The sequence below is a fragment of the Vineibacter terrae genome, assembly GCF_008039615.1.
GTDB lineage: Bacteria > Pseudomonadota > Alphaproteobacteria > Reyranellales > Reyranellaceae > Vineibacter > Vineibacter terrae.
On record NZ_VDUZ01000025.1, the window covers coordinates 107844 to 120829 of the forward strand.

Here is a 12986-nt window from a genome sequence, read left to right on the forward strand (position 1 = left end):
AAGATCATGAAGCTCTACTATGCACCCGGTGCCTGCTCGATCGGCATTCACGTGCTGCTCAACGAGATCGGCAAGCCGTTCGAGGCCGAGAAGGTCGACCTCGCCGGCGGCAAGCAGTACCAGCCGGAATTCACCAATGTTAATCCCAAGTCGAAGGTGCCGACCCTGGTGCGCGACGACGGCTCGGTGCTGACCGAGTTCCCGGCCATCGCCACCTGGCTCGCGCGCACCAACCCGGACAAGAAGCTGCTGGCCGACGACGCCGAGGGCATGGCGCGCACGTTCGAGATGCTCGACTACGTCGTCGCCTCGGTGCACATGCAGGGCTTCTCGCGCCTGTTCCGGCCGGCGAACTACGCGCCCAGCGAGTCCGACCACGACGCGGTCAAGGCGCGCGGCCGCGAGATGGCCTCAAAGGCCTTCGCCATCATCGACGAGAAGCTCAAGGGCAAGGACTACGTCACCGGCACGTTCTCGATCGCCGATTGCGCGCTGTTCTATGTCGAGCTGTGGGCGACGCGCATGAAGATCGCGATGCCGGCCAACGTCGCGGCGCATTTCGAGCGCATGAAGGCGCGTCCGGCCGTGCAGAAGACGCTCGCGGACGAAGGCCTGGCGGCCTGAGGCAAATACCCTGAGCGCGGGCCCCGGCCCGTGCTCAGGGTTTCTCACGGCACGATGTGGTCGCGGCGCAGCGCGCCCAGGATCCGCAGCAGTGCCGTACGGTTGTCCTCCTGCGCGGCGAAGCCCAGCCGCCGCGCCTTGTCGTTCGACGAGCCGTCGTCCCAGGCGACCGAGAACAGGCCCTGGCCGTACTGCCAGTTGACCAGCTCCTCGAGGTGTCCCTCCGCCAAGCCATATTTTCGCTGAATGCGGGGCCAGAGCGGCTCGTAGCGCGGCATAAGCTGCGTCAGGGGCTCCGGTGCCGGCCCTGCAGGCTCCATGCCGAAGAAGGCTGCGACCGCCGGCCACAGGTCGCGCCAGCGGAACGTCGCGCCATTGGTGAGGTTGAGATCCTGGTTGCGGCAGGACGGCGCCGTCGCCGCCCACGCAAGCGCCTGGCCGAGCAGATCGGCGGTCGTGGCCTGGGATTGCTTCTCGTAGTTCTGCGGCGTGCCGGGGAAGGCAAGCTTCTCGCCGGCCTCGCGCAGCAGGGCGGCGTAGACGCCGATCAGCGTCACCAGATTGTTCCCCGTGCCGCGGGAGTAGCCCCACACGGTGTGCGGGCGCAGGGTCGACCAGCCCCAGGCGCGTCCACGCTGGCGTGCCGCCAGGGCATCGTGCTGGTCGAAATAGAACAGCGGTGCCGGGCCGCGCGGATCGTCCTCCCGGGCCGGCACGGCATAGGGGCCGGCATGGCAGCCGTACCATTTCGTGCCATGGACCAGCGCGACGTGCTGCAGTCCCGCAGCGCCGGCCTCCAGCATGTCGATCATGTTGTGCAGCAGCCGGGCGTTGAGCTCCGCCTCGGCTGCGGCATCCGCGGCCGGTGCCTTCGCGGTCAGGAAGGCATGGGTGACGCCCGCCACGGCCTGCGGTCGCCCCAGCAGGGCATCGCGGTCAAGCATGTCCAGCGCCAGATGCGTCACCCCGGGCGGGCCCTGCGGCCGGCGCCCGATGCCGATCACGCGCCAGGCGCCGGTGGCAGCGAGGTATGACGCCAGGCGATGGCCGACGACACCGCCATCGCCGACCACGAGCGCCGTACGTGTCACCGCGCCCGCCGCGCCTGCTTGAGCGGGCGGCAATCGAACATCCCGGGCCGCCGGGTCGGATCCTCGCCGGGTGCGAAGATGCGAGACTTCTGGAGCTTCTGCGTCGCGGTCACCGGCAGCTCGTCCAGGAACAGGACCCAGGCCGGCGCCTTGAAATAGGCCAGGCGCTGCAGCGCGAACGCGGTGATGGCTTGCGCCAGCTCGGCGTTGCCGGCCACGCTGTCGCGCAGGACGACACAGGCCAGCACCTCCTCCTCGCGCAGATCATCCGCGATCGGCGTCACCGCCACGCGCGCGATATCCGGGTGCTGGTGCAGGCAGGCTTCGACCTCGGCGGCGGCGATGTTCTGGCCGCTGCGCCGGATCATGTGCTTCTTGCGGTCGACGAAGTGGTAGAGGCCGTCATCGTCGCGGCGCACGATGTCGCCGGTATGGAACCATCCGTGACGCCACGCCTCTTCCGTGGTCGCCGCGTCCTTCCAGTAGCCGGCAAACAGGCCGCGCCGCGGGTCGCTGCCGCTGCGGCGCAGCACCAGCTCGCCCTCGGTGCCGGCCGGCACCTCGGCATCCTCCTCGTCCACGACCTTCAGCTCGACCTCCGGCAGCGGCCTGCCGAAGGTGCGCGTGTCGATCCGGCGCGGCTCGGCGTTGGCGGCGCAGGCGATGCCCACCTCGGACATGCCCCAGACCTCGACCAGCGGGAAGCCGAAGCGGCTCTCGAACGCGGCATGGTCCGCCGGATCGATGCCAGCGCCGACGCCGAACTTCACCGCGTGCGCGCGGTCCAGTCCGGATGGCGGCTGGCTCAGCAGGACCGGCGCCACGATACCGAGGTAATGGACCATGGTGGCGCGGGTCTGGCTCACCTCCTGCCACCAGCTCTTGGGATGGAAGCGGTCCGGGAAGATCATCGCGTTGCGCGACAGGATCATGGCCGGGTTCGAGATGGCGAGGCTGTTGGCGTAGAACAGCGGCAGCGGGTTGTAGAGACGCTCGCACGCGGTGCCGATGCGCATCACGCCGCCGGCGGCGAGATAGCGCTGCGCGGCGAAGAAGAAGTAGGCGTTCGTCAGCAGGCAGCCCTTGGGCAATCCGGTCGTGCCGGACGTATAAAGGATGGTGCCCAGGCTGTCGTGGTCGGGGCGGCTGGCCAGCGCCGGGCGCCGCGCCGTCGGCAGCGCGTCGTCGAATTGCGCCACGTCGACGACCTGCGCGCCCGATGCGATCGCGGTGACGGCGCCCTGCAGGTCGCCCAGCCGATGCGCCAGCCCGATCGCCAGATCGCACTCGGAATGCCGCAGCAGGAACGTCAGGTCGTCATGGCGGTAGTCGGGGTTGACCGGCACCACGCAGGCGCCCAGCCGGTTGAGCGCCAGGAAGTGCAGCATGAAGGCCGGACGATTCTCCAGCAGCAGCGCCACGCGATGGCCATGGCCATAGCCCGCCGCGGCGTAGCGGTCGACCAGGCGCTGCACGCGGCCGGCCACGTCGTCATATGTCCACTCCAGCCCGGCCGGATCGTAGTCGCGTTCCGGCCGGGCAGGGATGACCAGGCAGGGTGACCGGCCCGACTGCGCGGCGCCGGTCTCGAGGGCTTCGCACAGCGTCCGCATGGCCGTCCTCCTAGGCGTTGCCGGCGGGCACGAACGTGACGCCGCTCTTGCCGATCGCCACGCCGTCATCGAAGCACGGCGTCACGGCCATGCCGATCGCCAGCGATTCGGGATCGGCGGCGACGTTCGCGATCAGACGCACGCCGGGCGCGTCCGGGAACTCGACCAGGGCCACGATATAGGGCAGGCGGTCGCGCCAGGCCGGGTCGAAAGCATGCCGCACCGTGGTCCAGGAGTAGAGGCTGCCCGTGCCCGCGATCCGGCGCCAGCTGATGACGCTGCTGCGGCAATGCGGGCAGGCCTTCATCGGGTACCAATGGAAGCGGGCGCAGGTGTCGCAGCACGGGAAGGCGAGGGCCCGTTCCTGCAGCGCAGCGAAGAAGCCGGCGAATTCCGGCGCGATGGTCGATGGTGCGTCGCTCATGTCGGTCGCCCCAGCAGGAGAACACCGTAGTCGGGCACGGAAAGCCCGCTGACAAGGCCGACCTGCGCATCGGCGACCTGCGCCGCGCCGGCTTCGCCGCGCAGCTGGCGCACGGCTTCGATCACATGCTCAGCCCCCAGCAGGTAGCTGTAGGACAGCAACCCGCCATGCGTGTTGATCGGCAACCGGCCGTCCACGGTCGTTCCGCGCTCGCGCACGAACGGCCCGGCCTCGCCGGGGCCGCAGAACCCCATGCTTTCGATCTGCATCAGGCATGAGATCGTGAAGCAGTCGTAGATCTCCGCGAAGTCGACGTCGCCCAGCGTCAGGTCGGCCTGCCGCAGCGCCTGCTGCGCGGCCGCGGCCGCGCCGGGGATGCGCAGCAGATCGGCGCGCTGGGTGAAGATGTCGTCGCCGCTCACCGGCTCGGTTCCGAAGCCGCACCCCATGATCTTCACGGGTTTCTGGCGCAGATCACGCGCGCGTTCGCCGGTCGTGACGATGAAGGCGCAGACCCCGTCGGAGATCACGCAGCAATCGGCCGCGCGCAGCGGGTCGGAGATCATCCGGGATGCGCGGTAGGCCTCGAGGTCGAGCGGCTTCTTGACCTGGCTGCGCGGATTGCGCAGCGCGTTGCTGCGCTGCGCGATGGCGATGGCCGCCAGATCCTCTTCCGTCGCGCCGAACTCGTGCATATAGCGCCGGGCCCACAGGGCGAAGTAGGACGGCTGCCCGTTGAAGCCGACGGGCTTCTCGAAGGCGAGCTTGGCGGGATAGAGGTCGTGGAAGCCGTATGGGCCCGATGCCCGCGTTCCCCAATCCACGCCGAAATAGCACAGGACCGTCTCGGCCAGTCCGGCGTCGATGGCGGCCTTGGCGATCATCGGGGCGCAGACGATGCCGGTGCCGCCGTAGGAGATGCTGCCGTCGAAGCGGCGCTTGTCCATGCCGTACTGGGCAGTGACGTACTCGTGCGGCACGGTGTTGGGCATGATCAGGCCGTCCGTGACGATGCCGTCGATCGCGGTCGGCGGCAGGCCGGCATCGGCCAGGGCGGCGTCGATGGCGTCGATCGCCAGCGCGCGGATGTCCTTGCTCGACCGGCGGGTCGGTGGCGTCTCGCCGACGCCGACGATGAAGGCTTGCTTGGTCATTCTGTCCGCAGCTCCGGTGCTGGCGCCGTCTCAGGGAAACTTCTGCTCATAGGTCGAGCGCGGCAGGTGCTTGGCAAGGGTCTCCTCGTACACCTTGAGGAACTCCGCGACGTTGGCGTCGGTGCGGGCCTGCCGGCTCTTGATCCAGTCGGCCTTCAGGGCGTCGTAGTCGGAAGCCTTCTTCCACGCCTCCACCTCGGCGGCGGTGAAGCGGTAGAAGCCGACCTTGAGCTCCTGCGCCTTCTTCACCGTCGCGGCATCGCCCTTGAGGACGAAATCGATCGACTTGGCCGGGAACTCGCGCCGCATCTTCGCGATCTCGTCCTTCGCGCTCTGCGGCAGACGCTTGAAGACATCGAGGTTCATGGCCAAGCCGCACGTGTAGTACGTGCCGATGCCGGGCGCGATCAGGGTCTTGGTGTGCTGCAGCCAGTTCTCCGGTCCCGGCATCCACAGCGGCACGCCGATATAGCCGTCGATCGCGCCGGTCTGCATGCCGGTGTAGATATCGGTCGTGGCCATCGGCACCGGGATCATGCCGGCGGTCTTGCCGACGATCTTGCCCAGGTCGCCATAGGCGCGCACCTTCAGGCCCTTGAGCTGCGCCGACGACGTGACCGCCTTGTTGACGCCCAGGATCGTGGCGGACGGCGCGTCGAAGGCCAGCACCTCGACGTTCTGCTTCTGGTACTCCTTGCGCAGCGGCGCGTAGCTGTCATAGAGCTCGGCGAGCGTAGCCGAAACCGCATCGCCCTTCTCGGTGACGAAGGGCAGCTCCGCCATCGACGTGAGTGGCAGCAGCGCCGGGGTGTAGCCGGTGCAGAAATAGCCGACGTCGGCGAGGCCCTTGCCGATGCCGGTCAGATGCTCGCCGGCCTTCATCAGCGCGGCCATGAACATCTTGTCCTTGACCTTGATCTCGCCCTGGGTGCGGCGGCTGAGCTCGTCGAGATAGGCCTCGTACTGCAGGTTGGAGCTCGAGCCCTGGGCCACGTAGGTCGAGTAGATCACCTCGACCTTGGCCGCCGCCGGCGTGGTCGCCGCCGCGCCGACGGCCACCGCCAGAAGCGCCGCCGTCGTCCACAATTTCGTCTGTGCCTTTGCCATTAGATCCTCCTCGGGTCTTTTGTTTGCCGTGCCTACTGCATCAACCGGGGCAGCAGGAGCGAGATCTCGGGGATGCTCACCAGCAGCACCAGCGTGACCAGCTCGAGCAGCACGAAGAACGTGGCGCCGCGGAAGACGGACGAGATCTGGATGCCCGGATCGATCGCCTTGATGACGAAGACGTTGACTCCCAGGGGCGGCGTGATGTTGGCGAGCTCGCTCATCTTCACGACGATGATCCCGAACCACACCGGGTCGTAGCCCAGCGCCGTGACGGTCGGGAACACGATCGGCAGCGTGATCAGGCACATCGAGATGGGCTCGAGGAACATGCCCAGCGGGATGTAGGCCAGCAGGATGCACCACAGGATCAGCCAGCGCGGCCAGTCCGACCCCTGGATCAGCTCGGCGGCGGCGCGGGCCAGACCCGACAGGGCGATGTACTGGCTGAACAGCCCGGCGCCGATCAGGATCAGGAACAGCATCGCGCAGCTGCCGGCGGCCTCGCGGCTGCTGTGCAGCAGGGGGCGCAGGTCCAGGCCGCGCTTGAGCAGGAGCAGCAGGAAGGCCGTCACGGCACCCACGGCCGCGGCCTCGGTGGCGGTGAACGCGCCCGAATAGATGCCGCCGATGATGACGCCGAACAGCAGCGCCACACCCCAGCCGTCGCGCAGGCCGGCCAGCCGCTCGCGCCACGGCACGGGCGCCTGCACCGACGGCATCAGGTTGGGCCGCACGAGCGCCAGCAGGAAGAGGCCGAGGCAGAACACGCCTGCCGTCAGGATGCCCGGCAGGATCCCGGCCACCAGGAGCTGGCCGATATCGGTCTGGGTGATGATGCCGTAGACTACCAGCATGATGCTGGGCGGGATCATGATGCCCAGCAGGCCGGCCGATGCGATCGTGCCGGCGGCCACGGCCCGGTCGTAGCCGAAGCGGCGCATCTCGTGTAGCGCGATCTTGCCGACGGCGGCCGAGGTCGCGACGCTGGAGCCGGACGTGGCGGCGAAGGCGGCGCAGGCCACGACGGTCGCCATCGCCAGGCCGGCACGCATATGCCCGACGAAGCGATTGGCCATCTGGAAGGCCTTCTCGCTGACGCCTGCGTGCGTGGCGAACGCACCCATCAGGATGAAGAGCGGGATCGTCATCAGGGCGATGTCGGTCACCTTGGCGAACGGCATGGTGCCCAGCGCCGTCATCGCCACCGGCAGGCCGCGCAGGAACATGATGCCGCAGAAGGCCGACGCCAGCAGAACGAAGCCGATGGGCAGGCCGACGGCGATGCCGAGCGCGAAGATCGCGACGACGATCAGGTGCGATTCCATGGTCACAACGTCGTCTGAGGAAGCGAGGGCTCGTCCTGGTCGTCGCGTCGGCGGCCGGTCGCGACCAGCAGCGCGCCGATGAGCTGGATCACGAGCTGGATGCTCAGCAGCAGGAAGCCGATGGCGACCACCGCCTTCACGGGCCACAGCGGGAAGGACATGGTGCCGACCTGGAACTCCTGCTGCGCGTAGCTGTCCCAGGCGGTCTCGCCGCAGCCGACCACGAGAACGATGGAGAAGGCGGCGCAGATCAGCAGCGAGGCCACGTCGGCCCAGCGCCGCAGCCGGCGCGGGAGGGCCGACACCAGCACCTCGATGGCGACGTGGCCGCGCAGGTGCTGGGTGTACGCCAGCGGCAGGAACACCAGCAGCGCCAGCAGCACGCCGCCGATCTCGGCCGCGCCGATCAGCGCGAACCCCATGCCGCGCGCGACGACGTCGGCTGTCACCACGAGCGCCAGCAGCACCAGCGCGATCCCGCCCAGGATGCCGGCGGGTCCGCTCACTGCCTGGAGGAATTTACCGTCCATGCCGGTCCGCTCCCTTCAAGGTGCCGTTCGCCTCCAGCGCGGCGATCACCTGCGTGCGCAGCAGGAATTTCTGCACCTTGCCGCTGGGCGTCATCGGAAAGCTGTCGAACGCAACGACGTGCTCGGGGAAGTACTGCTGCGCCAGCTGATGCGCTGCGAGGTGGCGGCGCATCTCGGCCAGGTCGAGCTGCATGCCCGGCTTGAGCAGCACGGCAGCGCAGGCACGCTCCTGCAGGCGCGGATCGGGCACCGCGACCACGGCTGCGGTCGCCACGGCCGGGTGCTTGTGCAGCAGCTCCTCCACCTCGACGACCGGGATGTTCTCGCCACCGCGGATGATGATGTCCTTGCTGCGGCCGGTGATGCGGATATAGCCGCCGCCGACGTCGCGGGCCCGGTCGCCGGTATGGAACCAGCCGCCTTCGCTGTAGCTGGCGCGGGTGATCTCGGGCCGCTGGTAGTAGCCGGCGAACAGCGAGGCGCCGCGGCAGAGCAGGTCGCCGTCGGTGCCCGGCGCCACCGCCGCGCCGCTGTCGTCGACGATGCGCACCGCGCTGCCGCGCAGCGGCCGGCCGTCGGAGCCGGCCACCATGTCGGCCGGATCGTCCATGCGGCTGAGCGTCACGAGCCCGACCTCGGTCATGCCCCAGCCTGACATCACCTTGCAGCCCAGCGTATCGCGGGCGCGGTCGAGGTATACGCGCGGGATCGGCGCGCCTGAGCACAGGAAGGCGCGCAGCGAGCGCGTCGCGCGCTTGGCGTCGGGCGCCGCCAGCAGGTCCTGCAGGAAGGGCGTCGCGCCCATCGTCCAGGTGACGCCCTCACGTTCGATCAGCTCCAGTGCCAGGGCGGGATCCCAGCGCTCCATCAGCACGGCGGAGCCGCCGATCAGCACCGGAAGGTGTCCGCCATAGACGAACCCGGTCTGATGGCCGAAGGTCGAGGCCATCAGCACGACGTCGCGGTGGTCCAGACCCTGGTCCTCGATCACCCCCAGCAGGGGGCAGAGATTGGTGTTGGCCGTGTGCATCACGCCCTTGGGCTCGCCGGTCGTGCCCGACGTGAAGACGATCTCGCTGATCGCGTCGGCGTCCGGCCGATGCGGCGGCGCCGGCGGTGCCGGCACCAGCAGATCCTCGAAACGCCGTGCCCCGCCGGGATTGCCTTCGGCGACGAAGACATGCCGGCAATCGGGCAGATCGTCCGCCAGCTCGCGCATCATCTGCAGGTGATCGAAGCCGCGGAACAGGCGCGGGATGATTGCCACCTTCGGCCGCACCAGCCCCAGCATCAGGCGCAGCTCGCGATGGCGGTAGATCGATGGCAGCGGCGTGCAGATCGCGCCGAGGCGGTCCAGCGCATACGCCATCAGCGGGAACTGCCGCCAGTTCGGCAGCTGCACGGCCACGACATCGCCGCGCCCGATCCCCAGCGCGTGCAGATTGGCGGCGATGCAATCGGCAGCGGCGAGGGCTTCGCCGTAGCTCATCCGGCCGAAGCGGTCGACGATCAACGTCTTGTCCGGTGTGCGCGCCGAGCGCTCCGCCAGCAGCTGGTAGATGGTCTTGTCCAGCCACAAGCCGTCGCGCACGTTGCGCGCGGCAACGTCCGGCGCATGCGCGCCCGATGTCATCCGCTCACTCATGACGTGCCGCGTCCGGCCATGCTGGCACCAAGCCTCTCCCTCGCCGTCGGATCGCTTCAGCGACGTATCGCGCCGATCCTCTCTTTTCTATTTTGTTGAATATATATTCAATTTAATCTGAGTCAAGCACGAGGGGACAGCGATGGCGAACGAGCTGAGCGGGCGGACGGTTGTGGTCAGCGGTGCCACGTCGGGTATCGGTGCGGCGACGGCGCGGCATCTGGCGCGCGACGGCGCGCGGATCGTGGCGCTGGGGCGTCGTGCCAAGCGGCTCGAGCGGCTGCGCGAGGAGCTCGGTCCCGCGTGCCATGTGATGGCGGTGGATGTCGCGGACGGTGCCGCGCTTGCGCGCATGTTCGCCGCGCTGCCGCCGGCGTTCGCCACGGTCGACGTGCTGATCAACAACGCCGGCGTGGCGCTGGGCAACGACAAGGCGCAGGACGCCGATGCCGCGAAATGGCAGGCGATGGTGGACACGAATATCGGCGGCGTGCTGGCGCTGACGCGCCTGCTGCTGCCCGGCATGGTCGCGCGCGACCGCGGCGACATCGTCAATATCGGCTCGGTGGCCGGGAGCTGGCCCTATCCCACGGGCAATGTTTACGGCGCCACCAAGGCCTTCATCCGCCAGTTCACGCTGAACCTGCGGGCCGACCTGCTGGGGCGCAACGTGCGCGCGATCTGCGTCGAGCCGGGCACGGTGCGCACCGAGTTCGCCGCCGTGCGCACCGGCTCGTCGGCGTCGGCCGATGCGTTCTACGGCCATCCCAATCTCATGTATCCCGAGGATGTCGCCGAGATCGTCGCCTTCTGCCTGCGCCTGCCGCGGCGGGTGAACATCAACATGGTCGAGGCCATGCCGCTGGGGCAGGCGTTCTCGGCGCCGATCTTCGCCGACGACATGGCCGAGCTGGAGCCGCCGCCGCATGGCGGCGGCCGACAGGCGTAGGGCGTCCCTGATGACGAAGAAGCCCGTGAGGCCGGCCCGCGGCCGGCCGCCCCAGCCGCCCGCCATGGTCCGCGAACGTCGCCATCAGATCCTGACGGCGGCGATCGACGTGTTCGGCAGCCATGGCTTCCACGGCGCCACGATGCAGGCCATTGCCACCAAGGCCGGCATGAGCGTCGGCCTGATCTACCAGTATTTCGAGGACAAGGACGAGCTGCTGTTCGAGGTCATCAACGACATCCTCGATGCCTATCTGCGCGAGATACCCAAGGGCCAGGACAACGGCGACGGGCCGCTGGAGCGGTTCCGCGCCGGCATTCACGCCTTCTGCAAGGTCGTGGACGACCACCGCGCCGCCACGCTGCTGGGCTATCGCGAGTCGCGCTCGCTGTCGCGGGCCCGGCTCAAGGCGGTGATGGACAAGGAGATGCGCGCCACCGAGCTGATCATGCAGAGCATCGTCGACTGCCAGCGTGCGCGCCTGCTGCAGGACATCGACGCCGAGCAGCTCACCTATCACCTGGTGATCTACGTGCACTCATGGGTGCTCAACACCTGGCGTTTCGAGGCGCCGGTCAGCCGCGAGGATTATGTCGAGAAGGGCTTAGCGCTGCTGCTGGGCGATCGGCTGCCGCCGCGCCGGTCATGACCTGAACCGCGCATCGCGCCAGGCGATCGCCGCCTTCACGCCCTGTGTGTCGCGGATGCGGGCGAACTCGGCCTTCTCTGGCGAGCCGCCGGCATTGAGGATCACGTCGATATCGAGCGACGCCTGCAACGCCGCGCGCAGCCCCATGGTCTCGTAGGTCTGGTTGATGGCTCGCTTGGTGAGGCGCACCGACCGCGCCGACGCGCGTGCCATGGTGCGGGCCAGCGACATGGCCTTGTCGGTTTCCTGGCCCGCCGGCATGACGTGGTTCACGATACCCAGCCGCAGCGCGTCGGCGGCGTCGATCCTGTCGTCGCCGGTGAGCAGCAGCTCCTTGGCCTGCTTGGGGCCGGTGATCCATGGCAGGAGCATGGCGACGATGCCGGTGCCGAAGCGCACCTCAGGCTCGCCGAAGCGCGTGCCTTCGGCCGCCACCGTCACGTCGCACGCCAGCATCGCCTCGAAGGCGCCGGCGAGGCAGAAGCCGTGCACGCAGGCCACGGTCGGCTTGGGGCTGTCCCAGAACTGCATGATGAAGTCGAACTGCAGGCGCATCTGGCGCTCCCAGTCGGCGACGTCATCCATCTTGCGCTCGGCCGCCGCCTTGAGGTCGAAGCCCGATGAGAACGCCCGTCCGGCGCCGCGCACCACGATGACCTGCACCGCGTCGTCGCCGTTGAGGGCGGCCATCGCCTCAAGACTCTCGTGCATCAACGTGTTGTTGAAGGCATTGAGCACCTGCGGCCGGTTGAACGTGACGATCGCGACGGCCGCGTCGCGCTCGACGGTGATGGTCTCGTAGGCCACGGCGCTGCTCCCTGTCGTCCGGTTCGGGCAGTAGACGCGACGGCAGGCCGCCGCCGCAAGCCATCGCGGCGCTTTCGAGCCCGGGCACGGCCGTTGTAGTGTCACGCGGTTGTCGGTGCGGAGGACAGGATGGCGGGGCGCGGGAAGCTGCTGCTGGTGGGATGCGGCAAGATGGGCGGGGCGATGCTGGAAGGCTGGCTGGAGCAGGGCCTGAAGCCGGCCGACCTTGCCGTCATCGAGCCCGGCGAGGCCAGCCGGCCCAAGATCGACGGCGCCGCCGTCGTCGCCGCCGTCGATGCGCTTCCCGCCGGCTTCGTGCCCGATATCGCCGTGCTGGCGGTCAAGCCGCAGACCATGAACGACGTGCTGCCCGGCTTGCGCCGGCTGGCCGGCGACGCCACGACCTTCCTCTCGATCGCGGCCGGCAAGACCATCGGCTATTTCCGTGCCGGGCTGGGCGAGGACGCCCGCATCGTGCGCGCCATGCCCAACACGCCGGCGGCGGTGCGCCGCGGCGTGACCGTATGCGTGGCGGGGCCGGGGGTCAGCGAGCTGGCCAAGGCACGCTGCACCGAGCTGCTATCGGCCGTGGGCGATGTGCTGTGGACGCCGGACGAAGGCGTGATGGACGCGGTGACGGCCGTGTCGGGCAGCGGTCCGGCCTACGTCTTCCTGCTGGTCGAGGCGATGGCGGAGGCCGGCATCAAGGCCGGCCTGCCGGCCGACATGGCGATGACCCTGGCGCGGGCCACGGTGGCGGGATCGGGCGAGCTGCTGCGCCGCTCCAGCGAGTCGGCGGCGCAGCTGCGCGTCAACGTCACCTCGCCCGGCGGCACCACGGCCGAGGCGCTGAAGATCCTGATGTCCGATATCGGCATTCAGCCGTTGTTCGATTCGGCCATCGCGGCCGCGGCGCGCCGCTCCAAGGAGCTGGCGGGCTAGCAGCCTGTCGGACTTGAGCCGAGAGCTGGAATGAGATTCATTATCGAGGGTTGATATTGGCTCGAGCCAGCGTGGTTGTGATGAGTAATTTCCGCCAAGTTGATCGTCAGACCGATTTTTTGC

At 68.8% G+C, this 12986-nt stretch carries 13 protein-coding genes; 4 read left to right on the forward strand and 9 right to left on the reverse strand.

Translation table 11 applies throughout. The annotated features are described in order from the left end of the window. Positions 1-6 precede the first annotated feature (6 nt). Positions 7-624 (forward strand): glutathione binding-like protein, encoded by a 618-nt coding sequence (locus FHP25_RS21450; protein ID WP_147849005.1) that lies wholly within the window; start codon positions 7-9, stop codon positions 622-624. Positions 625-668: 44 nt separating this feature from the next. On the opposite strand, the gene FHP25_RS21455 is transcribed toward FHP25_RS21450, so the two are convergent. From FHP25_RS21455 to FHP25_RS21490, 8 genes are read right to left on the reverse strand one after another with little or no spacing between them, the layout of a single operon-like run. After that, positions 669-1715 (reverse strand): NAD-dependent epimerase/dehydratase family protein, encoded by a 1047-nt coding sequence (locus FHP25_RS21455; RefSeq protein WP_147849006.1) that lies wholly within the window; start codon positions 1713-1715, stop codon positions 669-671. Next, positions 1712-3328, reverse strand: a complete 1617-nt coding sequence (locus tag FHP25_RS21460; RefSeq protein WP_147849007.1) for an AMP-binding protein — start codon at positions 3326-3328, stop codon at positions 1712-1714. The genes FHP25_RS21455 and FHP25_RS21460 overlap by 4 nt, the downstream gene beginning before the upstream one ends. A 10-nt stretch (positions 3329-3338) precedes the next feature. After that, complete coding sequence (locus tag FHP25_RS21465; protein WP_147849008.1) at positions 3339-3752, reverse strand: Zn-ribbon domain-containing OB-fold protein; 414 nt, start codon at positions 3750-3752, stop codon at positions 3339-3341. After that, a complete protein-coding gene (locus FHP25_RS21470) occupies positions 3749-4906 on the reverse strand; it encodes a thiolase family protein (RefSeq protein WP_147849009.1) in 1158 nt (385 codons plus the stop codon). Before FHP25_RS21470 ends, FHP25_RS21465 begins: the two co-directional genes overlap by 4 nt. Before the next feature lie 30 nt (positions 4907-4936). Continuing rightward, positions 4937-6013 (reverse strand): TRAP transporter substrate-binding protein DctP, encoded by a 1077-nt coding sequence (gene dctP / locus FHP25_RS21475; RefSeq protein ID WP_147849010.1) that lies wholly within the window; start codon positions 6011-6013, stop codon positions 4937-4939. A 32-nt stretch (positions 6014-6045) separates the two neighbouring features. After that, positions 6046-7341, reverse strand: a complete 1296-nt coding sequence (locus FHP25_RS21480) for a TRAP transporter large permease (RefSeq protein WP_147849011.1) — start codon at positions 7339-7341, stop codon at positions 6046-6048. A gap of 2 nt (positions 7342-7343) precedes the next feature. Further along, complete coding sequence (locus FHP25_RS21485; RefSeq protein ID WP_147849012.1) at positions 7344-7871, reverse strand: TRAP transporter small permease subunit; 528 nt, start codon at positions 7869-7871, stop codon at positions 7344-7346. Then, on the reverse strand, positions 7861-9516 hold the full coding sequence (locus tag FHP25_RS21490; RefSeq protein ID WP_218578491.1) for an AMP-binding protein: 1656 nt from the start codon (positions 9514-9516) through the stop codon (positions 7861-7863). The genes FHP25_RS21485 and FHP25_RS21490 overlap by 11 nt, the downstream gene beginning before the upstream one ends. Before the next feature lie 142 nt (positions 9517-9658). On the opposite strand from FHP25_RS21490, the gene FHP25_RS21495 reads away from it, so the two are divergent. Next, on the forward strand, positions 9659-10465 hold the full coding sequence (locus FHP25_RS21495; protein WP_147849013.1) for an SDR family NAD(P)-dependent oxidoreductase: 807 nt from the start codon (positions 9659-9661) through the stop codon (positions 10463-10465). 10 nt (positions 10466-10475) lie between these two features. Further along, positions 10476-11114 (forward strand): TetR/AcrR family transcriptional regulator, encoded by a 639-nt coding sequence (locus FHP25_RS21500; protein WP_178133682.1) that lies wholly within the window; start codon positions 10476-10478, stop codon positions 11112-11114. Here the strand turns inward: FHP25_RS21500 and FHP25_RS21505 are convergent. Then, positions 11109-11921 carry an enoyl-CoA hydratase/isomerase family protein gene (locus tag FHP25_RS21505; RefSeq protein WP_147849015.1) on the reverse strand — a complete coding sequence of 271 codons (813 nt, stop codon included), beginning with the start codon at positions 11919-11921 and terminating at the stop codon, positions 11109-11111. The genes FHP25_RS21500 and FHP25_RS21505 overlap by 6 nt on opposite strands. Positions 11922-12050: 129 nt before the next feature. Here FHP25_RS21505 and proC point away from each other — a divergent pair, with 129 nt between their 5' ends. Then, positions 12051-12863: a pyrroline-5-carboxylate reductase gene (gene proC / locus FHP25_RS21510; protein WP_147849016.1), complete on the forward strand. Its 813-nt coding sequence runs from the start codon at positions 12051-12053 to the stop codon at positions 12861-12863. Positions 12864-12986 lie beyond the last annotated feature (123 nt).